This window comes from Microbacterium meiriae, from assembly GCF_040685015.1.
Lineage (GTDB): Bacteria > Actinomycetota > Actinomycetes > Actinomycetales > Microbacteriaceae > Microbacterium > Microbacterium meiriae.
This window is the reverse complement of sequence record NZ_JBFBHD010000001.1, coordinates 1,119,319-1,136,169: the sequence shown is the minus strand read 5'-3', so window position 1 is coordinate 1,136,169 and position 16,851 is coordinate 1,119,319. Positions and strand designations below refer to the sequence as shown.

18 protein-coding genes are annotated in these 16,851 nt (G+C 68.7%); 10 read left to right on the top strand and 8 right to left on the bottom strand.

Annotation, left to right across the window (positions count from 1 at the left end; genetic code table 11):
• Window positions 1-76: 76 nt before the first annotated feature.
• Entirely contained in the window at window positions 77-295 is a 219-nt protein-coding gene (locus AB0N68_RS05555; protein WP_187662883.1) for an SCO4848 family membrane protein, read from the top strand.
• Between the two features lie 15 nt (window positions 296-310).
• Here the strand turns inward: AB0N68_RS05555 and AB0N68_RS05550 are convergent, their stop codons facing one another.
• On the bottom strand, window positions 311-1,609 hold the full coding sequence (locus tag AB0N68_RS05550; RefSeq protein WP_292793882.1) for an MFS transporter: 1,299 nt from the start codon (window positions 1,607-1,609) through the stop codon (window positions 311-313).
• 70 nt (window positions 1,610-1,679) lie between these two features.
• On the opposite strand from AB0N68_RS05550, the gene AB0N68_RS05545 reads away from it, so the two are divergent.
• Window positions 1,680-2,270: an ArsR/SmtB family transcription factor gene (locus tag AB0N68_RS05545; protein ID WP_187662885.1), complete on the top strand. Its 591-nt coding sequence runs from the start codon at window positions 1,680-1,682 to the stop codon at window positions 2,268-2,270.
• Window position 2,271: 1 nt separating this feature from the next.
• Here AB0N68_RS05545 and AB0N68_RS05540 read toward each other — a convergent pair whose 3' ends face one another.
• The 4 genes from AB0N68_RS05540 to AB0N68_RS05525 form a co-directional block, all read right to left on the bottom strand.
• Window positions 2,272-3,390, bottom strand: coding sequence for an FUSC family protein (locus tag AB0N68_RS05540; RefSeq protein ID WP_268777538.1), 1,119 nt, complete (start codon window positions 3,388-3,390; stop codon window positions 2,272-2,274).
• A gap of 173 nt (window positions 3,391-3,563) precedes the next feature.
• A complete protein-coding gene (locus AB0N68_RS05535; RefSeq protein ID WP_187662887.1) occupies window positions 3,564-4,250 on the bottom strand; it encodes a hypothetical protein in 687 nt (228 codons plus the stop codon).
• Entirely contained in the window at window positions 4,250-5,167 is a 918-nt protein-coding gene (locus AB0N68_RS05530; RefSeq protein ID WP_259951731.1) for an ABC transporter ATP-binding protein, read from the bottom strand. Before AB0N68_RS05530 ends, AB0N68_RS05535 begins: the two co-directional genes overlap by 1 nt.
• Entirely contained in the window at window positions 5,164-5,553 is a 390-nt protein-coding gene (locus AB0N68_RS05525; protein ID WP_025104181.1) for a GntR family transcriptional regulator, read from the bottom strand. Before AB0N68_RS05525 ends, AB0N68_RS05530 begins: the two co-directional genes overlap by 4 nt.
• A gap of 201 nt (window positions 5,554-5,754) precedes the next feature.
• Here AB0N68_RS05525 and AB0N68_RS05520 point away from each other — a divergent pair, with 201 nt between their 5' ends.
• The 8 genes from AB0N68_RS05520 (at window position 5,755) to AB0N68_RS05485 (ending at window position 14,723) form a co-directional block, all read left to right on the top strand.
• The gene (locus AB0N68_RS05520) at window positions 5,755-6,948 is read left to right on the top strand and encodes a class I SAM-dependent methyltransferase (RefSeq protein WP_280565820.1); all 1,194 of its coding nucleotides are present in this window, start codon (window positions 5,755-5,757) and stop codon (window positions 6,946-6,948) included.
• Window positions 6,949-7,279: 331 nt separating this feature from the next.
• Window positions 7,280-8,623, top strand: coding sequence for a quaternary amine ABC transporter ATP-binding protein (locus tag AB0N68_RS05515; protein ID WP_232089145.1), 1,344 nt, complete (start codon window positions 7,280-7,282; stop codon window positions 8,621-8,623).
• The gene (locus AB0N68_RS05510; protein WP_259951736.1) at window positions 8,623-9,582 is read left to right on the top strand and encodes an ABC transporter permease; all 960 of its coding nucleotides are present in this window, start codon (window positions 8,623-8,625) and stop codon (window positions 9,580-9,582) included. The genes AB0N68_RS05515 and AB0N68_RS05510 overlap by 1 nt, the downstream gene beginning before the upstream one ends.
• Before the next feature lie 170 nt (window positions 9,583-9,752).
• Window positions 9,753-10,661, top strand: coding sequence for a glycine betaine ABC transporter substrate-binding protein (locus tag AB0N68_RS05505; RefSeq protein WP_259951737.1), 909 nt, complete (start codon window positions 9,753-9,755; stop codon window positions 10,659-10,661).
• A gap of 221 nt (window positions 10,662-10,882) precedes the next feature.
• On the top strand, window positions 10,883-11,578 hold the full coding sequence (locus AB0N68_RS05500) for a hypothetical protein (protein ID WP_268777533.1): 696 nt from the start codon (window positions 10,883-10,885) through the stop codon (window positions 11,576-11,578).
• 182 nt (window positions 11,579-11,760) lie between these two features.
• Window positions 11,761-12,039: a hypothetical protein gene (locus tag AB0N68_RS05495; protein WP_280565816.1), complete on the top strand. Its 279-nt coding sequence runs from the start codon at window positions 11,761-11,763 to the stop codon at window positions 12,037-12,039.
• Window positions 12,040-12,186: 147 nt separating this feature from the next.
• Window positions 12,187-13,164, top strand: a complete 978-nt coding sequence (gene bsh, locus AB0N68_RS05490; protein WP_292793892.1) for a choloylglycine hydrolase — start codon at window positions 12,187-12,189, stop codon at window positions 13,162-13,164.
• Between the two features lie 56 nt (window positions 13,165-13,220).
• Window positions 13,221-14,723, top strand: coding sequence for a lipase maturation factor family protein (locus AB0N68_RS05485; RefSeq protein WP_187662894.1), 1,503 nt, complete (start codon window positions 13,221-13,223; stop codon window positions 14,721-14,723).
• A gap of 180 nt (window positions 14,724-14,903) precedes the next feature.
• Here the strand turns inward: AB0N68_RS05485 and AB0N68_RS05480 are convergent, their stop codons facing one another.
• Genes AB0N68_RS05480 through AB0N68_RS05470 form a run of 3 tightly spaced genes read right to left on the bottom strand, consistent with a single transcriptional unit; the run spans window position 14,904 to window position 16,851 of the window.
• Complete coding sequence (locus AB0N68_RS05480; RefSeq protein WP_187662895.1) at window positions 14,904-15,671, bottom strand: ABC transporter permease; 768 nt, start codon at window positions 15,669-15,671, stop codon at window positions 14,904-14,906.
• Window positions 15,668-16,483, bottom strand: coding sequence for an ABC transporter ATP-binding protein (locus AB0N68_RS05475; RefSeq protein ID WP_280565809.1), 816 nt, complete (start codon window positions 16,481-16,483; stop codon window positions 15,668-15,670). Before AB0N68_RS05475 ends, AB0N68_RS05480 begins: the two co-directional genes overlap by 4 nt.
• Window positions 16,480-16,851 (bottom strand): DUF1048 domain-containing protein, encoded by a 372-nt coding sequence (locus tag AB0N68_RS05470; RefSeq protein WP_268777527.1) that lies wholly within the window; start codon window positions 16,849-16,851, stop codon window positions 16,480-16,482. The genes AB0N68_RS05475 and AB0N68_RS05470 overlap by 4 nt, the downstream gene beginning before the upstream one ends.

Genomic DNA, 16,851 nt, shown 5'->3' with positions numbered 1-16,851 from the left:
CGGTGATACATGTCGCGGTCCAAGAATTCCGACGCCCGAATCCGTGGGGCGACGACACCCTCGATACCGTGGAGGGGTGATCGCTCTCGTCGTCGTGCTGTTCCTCAATGCCGGCTTCAACGTGCTCGTCTGGCCGCGGTTCTACAAGCGGGTCGCGAACGATCCGCGCGCCAGGGACGACAACGGCAAGGCCACCCCGTTCCTCCGCGTGCACGTCATCCTCATCGCGATCGCGCTGGTGCTCGCCGTAGCCTCCGCGGCGGCGGGGATCACCGTGCTGGCGGTCGCGCCCTAGCGCACTGTCTCCGCCTCAGTCCGCCTCGTACTGGGCGGCGTGCGCGGCCCACCGAGACTCGACGGGGAGGCTGCGGAGGGCGCGATTCCCGATCGCGAGGGCGGCGGCCAGCACGCACAGGGCTGCGCAGATCAGGATCGTGCCCTGGCGTCCCGCCCACGCGAGGCCGAAGCCGGCGATGAGGGGGGCGAGCGGCATGGCTCCCATCGCAAGCACGCCGATGGCGCTGTTCGCGCGCCCCAGCAGTCGGGAGGGCGTGGCCACCATGAAGTAGCCCATCATCCCCGCGTTCAGGGCGGGGAGGAGGAGCACCGAGGCACCGAGGACGACCGCGACGGCCCACGGCGCGGACACGAACGACAGCACCACGGCGCAGAGGGCGACGACCGTGAGTCCGCCGATCGTCAGCACCCCCGCCGGGATCCGGGGCACGAGGAACGGGGCGACGACCGCGCCGACGAGCATCACGGCGCCGATCGCCGCGCTGACCGTGCCGATGAGCAGTTCGGAGTGCCCCGCCTGCTGCAGGGCGTAGACGACGGTGGTGATCGCGGCGTTGAAGCCGAGGTTGATGATCGTCATGATGAGCATGACGCCGCCGAGGTCGGGGCGGGACAGCAGCCAGCCGAATCCCTCCCGGAACTCCCGCCAGGCGTTCGGGCGGGTGGTGGGCGCGTCGAGGTCCGCGTCCTCCTCGGCACCGGTGTCGGCGATGCCCGCTCGCCTGGTCTGACGGCCGAGCAACCCGGCGGTCAGGGCCGCGACGAGGTGGCAGAGGGTCATGACGGCACCGACGAGCCAGCCGCCCACGCCGAGCAACAGCCCGCCCAGGGGTCCGCCCGCGAGCTGGAGGGCGGCGTCGCGCCCCTGGTTCGCGGCCTGCGCCCGCCCCATCGCGTCGTCCGGGACGATCTCCTTCAATGCGCTCTCGCCGGCGACGTCGAAGAGGCCGCTCCGTGCGGCCAACAGCACGTCGATCACGAGGAGGGTCGCGAAGGTGAGAGCGCCGCCGAGAGCGAGGAGCGTGAAGGCTCCGGCCATCACGATCCCCAGGATCGAGCCGACGAGCATGAGCACGATGCGCCGGTGCCGGTCCGCCAGGATGCCGCCGACCAGCGTGAGCAGCAGGCGGGCCACCATGCCCGCACCTGCGATGACGCCGGCCTGCGCGGGGTCGTTCGTGATGATCAGCGCGAGCAGCGGCACGGCGAATCCGAACAGGGCAGACGCCAGGCCTTTGCTCGTGTCGCTGATGAGCCAGGTGAGGTAACGCGTGTTCCGCGACAGGCGGTGGGGGGTGGGCGTCATCGTCATGGCTCGACGATAGTTGCGCAAGACTAATTGCGCAACTATTCGTGCGGAAATGCGTGACTAGGATCGGGGAATGGCCGACGACGCGGAAACGACCTCCCGGGAGGACGCCGCCTTCATGACGTCGGCCATGCTCAAGGCCTACTCGCACCCGTTGCGCCGGCAGATCCTGCGTCTCATCGCCCGGCGGGGATTCCTGCGCGCGGCGGACATCGCGGGCGAGCTCGATGTGCCCGCCAACAGCGCCAGCTTCCACCTGCGAGTGCTCGCCGAGGCGGGGCTCATCGAGGAGGCGCCGGAGCAGGCCAGAGACCGCCGCGACCGCGTGTGGACGGGCCGCAAAGGGGCCCTCAACGTCGGCGGTCCGGAGAACCCCGTGCCCGACGAGGCGCTCGGCGGGGCCGTCGTGGCGGCGCTCGCCGAAGACCACCAGGACCTCGTGCGGCGGGTGATGGCCTGGACGCCGGAGTACGTCTCCGGGCGCACGGCCGAGGTGCACGCGTCATTCGTGCAGCGCACCATCCGCCTCACGGAGGCCGAGTTCGACGACGTGATGCACAACATCAACGACGTGCTCTCCGCCGCCGACGCCGCGCACGACGACACCGACCCGACCGGCCGTTACTGGCAGATGGACATCGTCGTCGCCGACGACACCATCTGAGTCACTCGTCGTCGTCGTCGGGGCGCTCGCCGCTGAGGATGAGGATGCGGCGGAGGTGCATCGCCGTCAGCACGCCCGGTCCCATCGAACTGCGGACGTCGAACGTGCGGTCGTCGACGCGCTCCAGCAGGAGCCGGATCGCCCGCGCCGCCTCGCCGCGACGGCGGTGCGCCGCGCTCGAGGCGGGGTCGTCCTCGGCGATGACGTCGGCGACGGCGTGGCAGGCCGCGGACAACGGCTCGGGCAGCGCGGGGTCGAGGGGCATGCCGGCGGGGCGCTCCCAGATCGTGTCGGCCGTCGCGTCGGCGATGTCGCGGATGAGGTGCGCGATCCGGTCCAGGGTGGAGAGCTGCTCGTGGATGTGGGCGGTTCCCGCGTGCCGACGGCGCGCTCGGGGGTTGTAGCGCACGCTCTCGTCGGCTTCGGCCAGGGCCGCACGGAGGTCGGCAGTGGTCTCGGCGAGCGCGGCGGCGTCGTCCGCCCACTGCGCGGTCTCCGGCGGCCAGGATTCGGAGACCGCGGAGCCGATGTCGTGCAGGTGTCCCGCGAGCTGTCGTCGGAACTGCTCCACCCGCGCCTCCGCCGATCCGATGAGCGGTGCGGGTGCGAAGAGAAGGTTCACCACCAGGCCGATCACGACTCCGACCCCCATTTGGGCCAGGTAGCCGACGGAGTAGTCGTCCGCGTTCTGACCGCCGATGATGAGCACGAACAGCGCCGCCATCGGGACGTACTCCTTCCCGACGCCGAACCAGCCGGTGCCGGAGACGAGGACGCCGAGGCCGACGACGAGGGGGATCGTCCACCACGTCGGTCCGACGGTGAGCACGATCACCGCGGCCAGACCGATACCGGTGGCCAGGCCGAACAGGGTCTGCAGGCTCGACCGCATGGACCCCATGAGCGTCGGATACATGCTCACGAGCGCGCCGAGGGGTGCGTAGTACGGATACTCGTCGGTGACTCCCGGCATGTGCGGCGCGATGGTCCACGCGAGCCCGACGGCGAGCGCCGTCTTGACGACGAGGAGCAGGCGGGCGGGGCGGACCGCCTCGCGAATGGTGCGGGCGAGGTACGAGCGGCGCTCGCGGACGCGCAGGCGCGAAAGGTCAGGCGTCACGTCATCCTCTCCTCGCGGCGGTCGGGTGGTCCTCTCTGGCGAGGATAGGGCCGAGGGCCGCCTGCGGCCACCGGGTTGCCCCGGCTCGGGCCGCTGGGTAGAGGCGGTAGGACGCGGATGCCGCGACCGCGCGGGGTGCGCAGTCGCGGCATCAGCGGATTCGGATCCTCACGTCAGGGCGTGGCCCGACGGAACGCGAGGAACGAGATGACGCTGAGGACGGCCACGACCACGAGCCCCCAGAGCGCGAGGCCCACGGCGCCGAGGTCGAGGATGCCGAGCCACACGTCGCCCCACAGCTCGAGCCGTGTCACCAGGTACACGACCCCCACGAGGAGGAGCGCCAGGGCGACGCCGACGATGGTGAGGACCATCGGACCCCAGCTCTTGTAGATGGTCGCGCCGGTGAACCCGACCACGAAGAAGAACAGGGCGAGGGTGAAGTAGACGACGAAGGCGCCGAGCGGGCCGGCCTCCCACAGCCACGGCAGGTGGAACACCCAGCCGTTCACGCCGTAGCCGTTGGTGGCGAGCTCGATCGCACCGCCCAGGAGGAACAGCACCCCGAGCAGTGCGCTCCCGAGGATCGCGGTCAGCAGCGTCCCGATGAAGAACTCGCGCCGGGTGACGCTCATGGCCTGCGAGAACGGGAAGGTCAGCGTCATGGCCGACAGGCCGATCGCGAAGAAGTACCACAGCGGCGCCTGGCCGCCTCCGCCGTACTTGGGGGCATCGCCCGGGATCATCGCGTAGATGAGGACCGAGATCACGACGGCGGAGCCGAGGATGATCAGGGGGACCCAGACGAAGGTCTGCCGGTTGATGAGCTGCAGCCGGATGACGTTGAGTGTGCGTCGCATCAGCGGACTCCTTCCGTGGTGGCATCGGCTCTCGTGGCGCCGCGGCTCTCGGCCTTCTGGGTGAGGCGGACGATGAGCTGCTGCAGCGAGACGGGGGCGAGGTCGAGACCCGCGGCCCGCACGTCGGCGCGGTCGTCGGCGGTGAGGGTGCCGAGCACGGTGACCGAGGCGACGCGGCCGAGTTCATCCCGGTGCAGCACCTCGCGGCCGGCGGTCCAGGCGTCGACCTTGGTGGCGTCGCCGACGACGGTCACGGCGCGGTCGCGGACGGCATCGGTGTCCTCGTTCAGGAGGATCTGGCCGTTGTCGATCACGATGACCTTCTCGATGAGGTTCGCGACCTCGTCGATCAGGTGCGAGGAGAGGATGATCGTGCGCGGGTGCTCCGCGTAGTCCTCCACGAGCCGGTCGTAGAAGATCTGCCGGGCGACGGCGTCGAGCCCCAGGTAGGGCTCGTCGAAGAACGTGATCTCGGCGCGGGAGGCCAGGCCGATGATGACGCCGACCGCGGAGAGCTGCCCGCGGGAGAGCTTCTTGATGGTCTGCTTCATCGGCAGCTGGAACTCCGCGATGAGCTCGTCCGCGAGGTCCTGGTCCCAGTGCGGGAAGAACAGGCGCGCGGCGGCGAACGCGTGCCGCGGGGTCGCGTCGTCCGGGTACTTCTGGCTCTCCCGGACGAAGCAGATCCGGCCGAGCACGTGGGCGTTCTCGTACGGGTGCTCGCCGAACACCTTCACAGTGCCGGAGGACTCGAAGTTCTGCGCCGTGAGGATCGACATGAGTGTCGTCTTCCCGGCACCGTTGCGGCCGAGGAGCCCGTAGATTGAGCCTCCCTCGAGCGAGAGCGACACGTTGTCGAGCGCCCTCTTCTCCTTGTAGCGCTTGGTGAGGTTCTGCACCTCGATGACGGCGGTCATGCGGGGTTCTTCCCTTCTGGGGTGGGGGCGGATGCGGCGCGCTGCCGGAGCAGGTCCGCGAGGTCTTCCGCGCCGAGACCCAGCGTGCGGGCCTCCGCGAGGAGCGGGTCGATGTAGCGGTCGGCGAAGGCCGCGCGGCGCTCGCCGAGGAGCAGTTCCCTGGCGCCTTCCGAGACGAACATGCCGATGCCTCGGCGCTTGTGGAGCACTCCCTTGTCGGTGAGCATGGCGACTCCCTTCGCAGCGGTGGCGGGGTTGATGCGGTAGAACGCGGCGAGCTCGTTCGTCGAAGGGGCCTGCGCCTCCTCGGCCAGCGAGCCGTCGAGGATGGAGTCCTCGATCTGCTCGGCGATCTGGAGGAAGAGCGGCTTGCCTTCTTCGATCATGAGTCCTCCGTGGTTGCTGGGTTACTTACTTGACTAAGTAACCATGGGACCCGGTTCCGTGTCAACCCTCTCCTTCGCGGGCAGGCACAGCTTCGGAGATCTCGGTCGACACGCCGCCAGACGGGCGGTCCGGGCGGCGTGCCGGCCGTCAGCTCCGAAGTTGTGCACGGGGGGGCGAGGCGGGCCGCGTACAGTGGGCTGGTGCCGGAGTTCCCCTACAGTCGTCTGCGTCGCTGGCCCGACGTCGAGGCGGACAACCTCCAGGCCCACGATGCGACCGATCTGCTGCTCGTGGAGCGGACGCTCGCCCTCGACGTGCCAGGGTCCGAGACGGTCGTGATCGGAGACGAGTACGGCGCGATCTCGCTCGCTCTCACGGCGGCCGGGAGGCGCGGGATCCGTGTGCACCAGGACCTCGCGACCGGACGCCGCGCGCTCGCCCGCAATGCGGAGGAGCTCAGGATCGGTGGGTTCACCCCGCACGAACTCGACGAGAGCCTGCTCGCCGGTGCGCAACTGGTGCTGCTGCAGCTCCCGAAGGCCCTCGCCGAACTGGAGGAGATCGCGGATGCGGTCGCCCGGTGGGCTGCGCCTGACGTGGTGCTCGTCGCAGGCGGTCGGGTGAAGCACATGACTCTGGCGCAGAACGAGGTGCTGGGGCGGAGCTTCGCCCGGGTACAGGCGCAGCGCGCCGAGCGGAAGTCGCGGCTGCTCGTCGCCTCCGAGCCGCTCCCGGTGCCCGAGTCGCCGCCGTTCCCGGTCACCGCGCGGCACGGCGACCTCGTCCTCGTGGCCCACGGCGGCGCCTTCGCCGGGTCCCGCCTCGATATCGGCACCCGGGTCCTGCTCGAGGTGCTCGACCTCGACGGTTCACAACTCAGGAGAACAGAGGTGACACGCGCCGAGAACGAGCGGAACGGCGGCGAGAGCGGCCGTTCTTCCGGAGTTGTGAACGGCGGACGCCGCGTGCTCGACCTCGGCTGCGGGACCGGAGCGCTCGCCGTGTCCTGGGCGCTCGCCCACCCGCAGGACCGCGTCGTCGCCACAGACCGTTCGGCCGCCGCCGTCGCCTCCGCCCGTGCCACCGCGTCGGCGAACGGCGTGGCCTACCGGGTCGAGGTCACGCACGACGACGCGGGTTCGGCGCTCGCCGCGGGGAGCTTCGACACGGCGCTCTTGAATCCGCCGTTCCACCTCGGCGCCAGCGTGCACACCGGCGCCGCGACCCGCCTGTTCGAGGCCACCGCGCGTCTGCTCCGACCGGACGGGGAGCTGTTCACGGTGTACAACTCGAGCCTCGGCCACCGGGCCGAGATGAGCCGTCTGATCGGCCCCACCGATCAGCTCCGGCGCACCCCGAAGTTCACCGTGACGCGCACCGTCCGGCGCCCGTGAGTACGCCGCCCCGAGATTGCTAGACGCTCGTACTATCCCCCGGTCAGCGGCGGAAACCCGGGTACGTCCGTGGAGCAGGATTTGCCGCTGACCGGCCATTTCGTTACGTTGGTCTGCGGGCCCGACGGCCCATAGACCAGTCCGCGGTCACGTCCTTCCTTCGATGAGCTGTGCGGCGAAGAGGCGTGGGCGTACGGTCGATCCCCTCTGCGGCGGATCCGAAATCCGCCGCCTGTGCCGCCACAGCGAAGACGTCGAACGGCCTCGTGAGGATCACCCGGGCGTAACCGAAGCAGGCTCAGCCACCCGAAGGCCGAGCCGCAGGGGAAACGTGTCCGAAACAGCACTCGAAGCGCGCCATCTGTACAAGGTGTTCGGGAGGAATCCGAGCGCCGCCGTCCGCCGACTGAAGGCCGGGGAGAGCCGCACGGCCGTCGCCGACGCGGGGACCGCCGCGGTCATCGACGCCAGCTTCACCGTCAACCGCGGTGAGATCTTCGTCATCATGGGCCTGTCCGGATCGGGCAAGTCGACCATCATCCGCATGCTCAACGGCCTGCACGACATCACCGCCGGCACCGTCACCGTGGGCGGCGACCCGATCACGGGGATCCCGGCCGCGCGCCTGCGCGAGATCCGCCGCGACCGCATCTCGATGGTGTTCCAGCACTTCGCGCTGCTGCCGCACCGCACGGTCGCCGCGAACGTCGCCTACCCGCTCGAGCTCAAGGGGGTCGGCAAGGCCGAGCGCCAGGCCAAGGCCGAGGAGATCCTCGCCCTCGTCGGACTCGAGGGCCAGGGAGACAAGCTGCCCTCCGAGCTCTCCGGCGGCATGCAGCAGCGCGTCGGCATCGCCCGCGCCCTCGCCGCCGACAGCGACATCCTGCTCATGGACGAGGCCTTCAGCGCGCTCGACCCGCTGATCCGCCGCGAGATGCAGGAGCAGCTTCTGGAGCTGCAGCAGAAGCTCCAGAAGACCATCGTCTTCATCACGCACGACCTCAACGAGGCCATGTTCCTCGGCGACCGCATCGCCGTCATGCGCGACGGGCGCATCGTGCAGATCGGCACGCCGGAGGACATCCTCATGGACCCGGCGAACGACTACGTCGAGCAGTTCGTGCAGGACGTCGACCGCGCGCGCGTGCTCACCGCCGCGAACGTCATGGAGCGTCCGCGCCCCGTCGTCGCCGAGTCGGCCGGTCCCCGCACCGCGCTCCGCCAGATGCGGGACGCCTACATGTCGGCGACCTACGTGGTCGGCAAGGATCGCCAGCTGGTCGGCGTCGTCACCGACCGCGACGCCGTGAAGCTCGTCCGTCAGGGCGCCACGCGCCTCGACTCGATCATCAAGCCGGTGCTGCAGAGCGTCCGCGAGGACGACGTCCTCATGAACCTGTTCGTCCCCGCCGTCGAGTCGCCGCTGCCCCTCGCGGTGACGGATGCCGACGGCCGCCTCGCGGGCGTGATCCCGCGCGTCACCCTGCTCGCGGCGCTCGGTCCCGGGCCCGGAGCGACCGAGGAGATCCTGCTGCCGATGACCCCCATGCCCCAGGCTGAGATCGACGCCGTGCTCGACGACGGATGGACGGCCGAGCCCGGCCCTTCGACGAGCTCAGGGACCCAGGGTGGGTTCGGCTCAGAGGCCCAGGTCGACACGGAGGAGGTGCGCTGATGGACGGTTTCCGCATTCCTGTGGGCGACTGGGTCGCCGCCGGCGTCGACTGGATCACCGCCAACCTCGACGGCCTGCTCGACGCGGTCTCGTTCGTGGTGAGCTTCCTCGTCGACGGCCTGACCCGCCTGCTCCTCACCCCGCACTTCGCGGTCATCATCGTGATCGCCGCGCTGATCGCCTGGGTCGTGCGGTCGTGGCAGCTCGCGATCGGCACGATCCTGTCGTTCGGGCTCATCGTCGCCATGGACCTCTGGGTCCCGGCGATGCAGACGCTCGCGCTGGTCCTCGTCGCCGCCGTCGTGGCCGTGCTGATCGCGGTGCCACTGGGCATCTGGTCGGCGCGCAATGCGACGGTGCGCGCGACGTTGAAGCCGGTGCTCGACTTCATGCAGACCATGCCGGCCTTCGTGTACCTGATCCCGGCGATCGTGTTCTTCGGCATCGGTGTGGTGCCCGGACTCGTCGCCACCGTGATCTTCGCGCTGCCTCCCGGCGTGCGCCTGACCGAGCTGGGCATCCGCGGTGTCGACGCCGAGACCGTCGAGGCCGGACACGCCTTCGGAGCGACGCCGAGTCAGATCCTCCGCGGGATCCAGCTGCCGCTCGCGATGCCGACCATCATGGCCGGCGTGAACCAGGTCATCATGCTCGCGCTGTCGATGGCGGTCATCGCCGGTATGGCCGGAGCCGACGGGCTCGGGAAGATGGTCGTCGAGGCGATCTCGACGATCAACATCCCCAAGGGTGTCGAGGCGGGACTGGGCGTCGTGCTCATCGCCGTGTTCCTCGACCGGGTGACCGCCGCTCTGGGCGCGCCCGGCGAGAACCGCTCCTCGCTCCTCGGCATGCTGAAGCGTCGCGGTTCGTCCCGGCCTTCCGCTCCCGTGGCGTCGGAGCCCGCAGCCTCCGCGCCCGCCGACTCCGCCCCGACCGAGTCCGAGCTCGCCCGCGCCTGAGCGCCCCGCCCCGCGCCCCCGTCTCCGTCCCCCACCCCCTTTCGTCCGGTGCGGGATGGAAAACGGGCGCCGGGGCGCGGCTCCCGGCACGGTTTCGATCCCGGCACAGCTGTCCCGCGGCCTCGTCCGCACCTCCTGAATCACATACGGAACGCAAGAGAGAGAGTCACATGAAGAAGAAGATCCTGACCATCACCGCCCTCGGTGCAGCCGCAGCGCTCACCCTCGCCGGATGCAGCGGCGACGGCGCCGGCGGCACGAGCGGCGGCGGCGACGGTGCCGAGGACAAGGGCACCATCACCCTCGGGTTCCTGCCCTCCTGGACCGACGGCCTCAGCACCGCCTACCTCCTGCAGGACCAGCTCGAGAAGATCGGCTACACGGTCGAGATGAAGACGCTCACCGAAGCCGGCCCGCTCTACACCGGACTCGCGCAGGGCGACGTCGACATGTACCCGTCGGCGTGGCCGGAACTCACCCACGCCTCCTACATGGACACCTACGGCGACGACATCGAAGACCTCGGCACGTACTACAAGAACGCGAAGCTGACCCTCGCGGTGCCGGAGTACTCCGAGCTCACCTCGATCGAGGACCTCGCGGGCAAGGGCGCCGACTTCGACGGCAAGATCTACGGCATCGAGCCGGGTGCGGGCCTGACCGCCCAGACCCAGAAGATGATGCCCGAGTACGGCCTCGACGGCGAGTACGAGCTCGTCACCTCGTCGACCGCGGCGATGCTCACCGAGCTGAAGACCGCGACCGACAAGAAGGAGGACATCGTCGTCACGCTGTGGCGTCCGTTCTGGGCGAACGACGCCTTCCCCGTGAAGGACCTCGAGGACCCGAAGGGTGCCATGGGCGAGGCCGAGGGCCTGCACTTCCTGGGCACCACGGGCTTCGCGGACGAGTTCCCCGAGGCGGCCGAGCTGATCAAGAAGATCAAGCTGGACGACGAGCAGTACGGCGCGCTCGAAGACCTCGTGGTCAACGAGTACGGCGAGGGCAAGGAAGCCGACGCGGTCGACGCGTGGCTCGAGGAGTACGGCGACCAGTTCGACTGGACCGTCACCAGCTGACACCCGTCGCACGTCTCGAAGGAGGGTCTCCCACAGCGGGAGGCCCTCCTTCGTCGTGGGCGACCCTTTTCGCTCGCGGTCACGGTCATGGTCGCGCTCAGCTATTCCGATCGTCCGGTCTGATCGCGCTGTCCCCCGAAGGGGGGACAGCGCGCCTACGACAGCCCGGGTACTGTCCTGTACAGGCGGGATGTTGAACTCGATACAAGAAGAGGTATCTGATGAATCGACAGAACCGATTCCCGCGCGTCGGTATCGCGAGCGTCGTGATAGTCGCCATGCTCGCTTCCTCCGGGGGTGTGGCAGCGAACGCGTTTGAAATCGACGGTACGGAGGAAGCCGTGGATGTCGTCTCGTCCGCCGCGGAGATCCATCCGCAGGCAGATGAAGTGACGCAGGTGCCGTTGCAGCCTCTGAACGGAGCGCTCGTCTCAGCCGGGGAGGACGCAACCGTATCCGTGCCTCGCGCCTTCTCGGACCCGATTGAAATCTCGCCGGCCGGTACGTGGGGAGGGGAGCTGACGGGCCTCACGATCGGTCTGCCTGAGCAGGTTCAAAGCGCTGAGGTGTCCGTTGCACAGGACGGGAGCGCGGTGGGCGAGGGGTCAGAGGTGACCGGGGTGATTCAGGCACTTGAGGGTGGTTTGCGCATTAGCACGGTCATCACCGGCCCGGATGCGCCCGGACGCTTGTCGTATGCGCTGCCCGACGATGTGGATATCGCGATCAACGAGGACGGCTCGGCTTCATTGAGCAGAACTGCCGTGGACGACGGCACTGGGGTACTCACCGCAATGATCGGAAGGATTGGCACACCGTGGGCTACGGATGCGAGAGGCCAGCGCATCGCGACGCACTACGAAGTCTCCGGCAGCAAGCTCGTCCAGGTCGTCGATCACCATCAGGGTGGCGGTTAACGTCACATCCTTGGCAGGCGCGCTCCTTGGCTTCGGTGCGGCACTCCTTAATGTCTGCAACATCAAGAGCCGTGGTGTTTGGGTAGGGCACACCTGGGTGACTGGAGTTCTGCCCTTCGCCCCTACGGTGATGCGGTCCGGCTACTTCTGCGTGCCCAATTAGCGTGAAAGGGTCTCCTGCGGTGGAGAAAACCATGACCAATATGTTGTTAGCTGCGCTGATGGTTTTGTCCACGGGCGCCTTGATGTCGACCGACCTTCGCCATATACGAGTGGTGCACGTAACGCTGTGGGGGCTCATGCTCTCAGAAGTCGCCCTCCTCGCTCTGCTGGTCTTCGTCGATGGAGCGAGTGCTGCGGGGTGGGTGCCGCTGATCCTCTGCATCGTCGCGGGAGTGAACGTCGCATTGTGGATCGGAGCTATCGTCCGGTCGTCGGGAGGAGCCGGTAGCGAGATCTGACACCCGTCGCACGTCTCGAAGGAGGGTCTCCCGCAGCGGGAGGCCCTCCTTCGTCGTGGGTGAGCCCCCCTTATGCTCATGCCCGGAAGGTGGAAGCATGGCCCGCACTCGCCGACCCGCCCGGGTCGCGGAGGGGGGAAGAGACCGATGTGCACAGGACTGAGCTTCACGACCGCCGACCACTACTTCGGGAGGAACCTCGATCTGGAGTTCTCCTACAACGAGACGGTGACCGTCACGCCGCGGAACTTCCCGTTCCCGTTCCACCGGCTGCCGTCGTTGCCGACGCATCACGCGATCATCGGGATCGCCACGATCGCCGACGGTTACCCGCTCTACTACGACGCCGTCAACGAGAAGGGGCTCGGCATGGCCGGGCTCAACTTCCCGGACAACGCGCACTATCCGGCACCGGGGTCGGGGGACACCGAGGTCACGCCGTTCGAGTTCATCCCCTGGGTTCTCGGACAGTTCGAGACCGTGGCCGAGGTGAAAGAGGCCCTGCGGTCGGTGAGTCTCGTGGACATCAACTTCAGCCCGGAGTTCCCGCTGTCGCCGCTGCACTGGATCATCGCCGACAAGAGCGCGTCGATCACGGTCGAGAGCGTGCGCGGCGGCCTCAAGGTGTATGACAACCCGTGGGGCGTGCTCACGAACAATCCCACGTTCGACATCCAGAGCTTCCGGCTCAACGACTATCAGCACCTCTCGAAGCGGCAGCCGGAGAACACCTTCGCCTCGGACGTCCCGATGGACCTCTACAGCCGGGGCATGGGCGGGATCGGCCTGCCGGGCGACCTGTCGTCGTCGTCGCGGTTCGTGAAGGCGGTGTTCACACGCATGAACTCGGTGTGCGGGACGTCGGAGTCGGAGTCGATCAGCCAGTTCTTCCAGATCCTCGGCTCGGTCGCCCAGCAGCGCGGGTGCGTGCAGGTCGGCGATGAGAACAAGTACGAGATCACGATCTACTCGTCGTGCGCCAACACCGCGACCGGCGTATACTACTACACGACCTACGAGAACAGCCAGATCACGCGTGTGGACATGCACAAGGAGGATCTCGACGGCTCCGAGCTCGCGGCGTATCCGCTCGTGAAGGGCCAGCAGATCGCGATGCAGAACTGATCTCCGGAACGCGCAACCCCCTCATCGGCCGGCGGGTCGCGGCGTAGCCTGTGGCCGTGGACGGGTTCGCGGCGGTCGACTTCGGGTTCGCCCGCGAGGTCCTGCAGCGGGGCATCGCGGCGCTGTACCTCGTCGCGTTCGTCTCGACGCTGAACCAGTTCCGTCCGCTCCTCGGCGAGCATGGGCTCCTGCCCGCGCCCGTGCTGCTCGACTGGGTGACGCAGAAGCGCGAGCGCCGGAAGCTGCTGCACCCCACGCTCTTCACCCGCGTCCGCTACACCGACCGGCGCCTGGTGGCCCTGTCCTGGGCGGGGATCGTCGTCGCCGCGCTGCTCGTCGTCGGGGTTCCCCAGCTCGGACCGCCGTGGGTGCCGATGCTCGCGTTCCTCGCCCTGTGGTTCGGCTACATGTCGGTGGTGAGCGTGGGGCAGACGTTCTACTCGTTCGGGTGGGAGATGCTGCTGCTGGAGGCGGGGTTCCTCGCGGCGTTCCTCGGCTCGAACGACCAGCCGCCGCCGACTGTGGTGATCGTGCTGTTCTGGTGGCTGCTGTTCCGGCTGGAGTTCGGCGCCGGGATGATCAAGATCCGCGGCGGACGCGAGTGGCGCGACCTCACCGCGATGACCTTCCACCACGAGACCCAGCCGATGCCCGGGCCGCTGAGCCGCCAGGCGCATCTGCTGCCGCGGTGGTTCCACAAGCTCGAGGTGGTCGGCAACCACGTCGCGCAGCTCGTCGTGCCGTTCTTCCTCTTCGCGCCGATCCTGTCCCTCTGGCTCCCCGACAGCGCTGGCTGGGTCCCTGAGCCTGTCGAAGGGGCCGCGTGGGTCGGTGCCGTCGCCGGGGGGATCGTGATCGCGACGCAGCTGTGGCTCGTGCTCACCGGGAACTTCGCGTGGCTGAACTGGGCCACGATCGTGCTCGGGTTCTCCGCGATCGGCCTCCCCGGCATCGGGACTCCGGAGCGGACGCCGGAGACCTCGCTGCCGTGGACGGTGTCGGGCATGCCGCTGTGGTGGGTCGTGGCGACCTCGGCGGTCGGTGTGCTCTTCGTCGTGCTGAGCGTGCCCGCGGTGCGCAACCTCTTCGCGCGACGGCAGCTCATGAACGCGAGCTTCAACCGCTGGCAGCTCGCCAACGCCTACGGAGCCTTCGGCACGGTCACGCGGGAGCGGGTCGAGATCGTCGTCGAGGGGTCGGACGACGAGGAGGGCCGGCACTGGCGCGAGTACGAGTTCCGGGGGAAGCCGGGGGACGTGCGGCGGATCCCGCGGCAGTTCGCTCCGTATCATCTGCGGCTGGACTGGCTGATGTGGTTCCTGCCGCTCGGGCACTCGCTGGACGACTGGTTCTCCGTGTTCCTCGTGCGGCTGCTGGAGGCTGATGCCCCGACGCTGCGGATGCTGCGGGTGGACCCCTTCCACGGCGAGCGGCCGCGGTGGGTGCGAGCCGTGTCCTACCGCTACCGCTTCACGACCCGCGCCGAGCACCGTGCCGACGGCGCGATCTGGGTCCGGACGGGTCGCCGTGTGGTGCTCGGTCCGGTCGGCCTCCGCTGAGGTCGCAGATCCGCACGAGGTCGCACGGATTCCGGGCGAAGCTGCGACCTCAGCGAGAATCTGCGACCTGACGCAACCCGACGCGACGGAACGCGGCCGGGAGAACACGCGCCGAGCGCGGCGAAACGCCCCGGCCGGGGAGAGTCCCCGGTCGGAGCGTTCCGTCTCGCTGGACGTCGATCAGCTGACCTTCTTCCGGTAGGAGATGATCGCGAAGACGTAGGCGACCGCGAGGATCCCGACGCACCAGGCGAGAGCGACCCAGATGTCGGACCCGACCGGCTCCCCCGCGAACAACGCCTGGATGGAGTTGACGATCGAGGTCACCGGCTGGTTCTCCGCGAACCACTGCACCGGAGCCGGCATGGTGTCGGTCGGCACGAACGCCGAGCTGATGAACGGCAGGAAGATCAGCGGATACGAGAAGGCGCTGGCCCCGTCGACGGTCTTGGCGTTCAGGCCCGCGATGATCGCCAGCCAGGTGAGCGCCAGGGTGAACAGCATCAGGATGCCGATCACTCCGAGCCAGGCCCAGACGCTCGCCCCGGTGCGGAAGCCCATCAGGAACCCGACCCCGAAGATGATCGCGAGGGTGATCGCGTTCGCCGTGAGGGACGTGAGCACGTGGGCCCACAAGACGCTCGACCGAGCGATCGGCATGGAGTGGAACCGCTCGAAGATGCCGCTCTGCATATCGGTGAACAGCCGGAACGCCGTGTAGGCGATGCCCGACGCGATCGCAATGAGCAGGATGCCCGGCAGCAGGTAGTTCACGTAGTTCTCGGCGCCGGTGCTCTGCTGGAGCGCGCCGCCGAAGACGTACACGAACAGGAGCATCAGGGCGATCGGGGTGACCGCGGTGGTAATGATCGTGTCGGGGCTGCGGAAGATGTGCCGCATCGAGCGGCCGGTGAGCGTCGCCGTGTCGGCGGCGAAGTGCGTGGTCATGCTGCATCTCCTTTCTTCACCTGGGTCCCTGAGCCCGTCGAAGGGTGGGTCCCTGAGCCTGTCGAAGGGCCGATGAGGCTGAGGAAGATCTCCTCGAGGGTGGGCTGCTTCTCGACGTACTCGACCTTCGCGGGCGGAAGGAGCCGCTTCAGTCCGGCGAGGGTGTCGTTCGCGATGATGCGGCCCTCGTGCAGGATCGCGATGCGGTCGGCGAGCTGCTCCGCCTCATCGAGGTACTGCGTGGTGAGCAGCACGGTCGTGCCGCCGCTCGCGAGTTCCTTCACGACGTCCCACACCTCGATGCGCGACTCGGGGTCGAGGCCCGTGGTCGGCTCGTCGAGGTAGATGACCTCGGGGTCGCCGACCAGGCTCATCGCGATGTCGAGCCGGCGTCGCATCCCGCCGGAGTACGTGCCGACCTTGCGGCCCCCGGCCTCGGTGAGCCGGAAGCGTGCGAGGAGCCGGTCGGCCACCGCACCCGGGTCGGGCAGGTGCCGCAGCTTCGCGACGAGCACGAGGTTCTCGCGTCCGGTGAGGATCTCGTCGACCGCGGCGAACTGCCCGGTGAGGCTGATCCTCTCCCGCACGCCGAGCGGGTCCGCCGCGACGTCGATGCCCTGCACCGACGCGGTGCCGGCATCCGCCTTCAGCAGCGTGGAGAGGATCCGGACCATCGTGGTCTTGCCCGCGCCGTTCGACCCGAGGAGGGCGAAGATCGATCCCCGCTCCGCCTCGAAGTCGACGCCGCGCAGCACGTGCAGGTCCTTGTACGACTTCTCGATGCCGCGGACGGAGATCGCAGGCGTCGTCATGATTCCTCCTCCTTCTTCTTCGCGTCGTCGAACGCCTTGATGAGGCGTGCGCGCTCCTTGTCGATCCACTGGCGACCGCCGTACGCCGCGGCGTAGTTCTCGGCGAACTCGACCGGGTCGTCGCCGACGATCGCGCTGACCGGGGTGCCGTCGATCGCGGCGCGCTCCCACATGTCGGCGATGTCGAGGAACATCTTCACGATGGTGTCGCCGTCGGTGAGGCCCCCGTAGGAGAGGTTGTAGCGCTGCTGGGCCTTCGCCATCTCCCGGTACGGTTCGGGGAGGGCGTTGATGCGGGCCTGCGCCTGCTTGTACTGCTTCTTCTCTTCGAGTGATCCGGTGATCGCTTCGATCCACTTCGCGGCCAT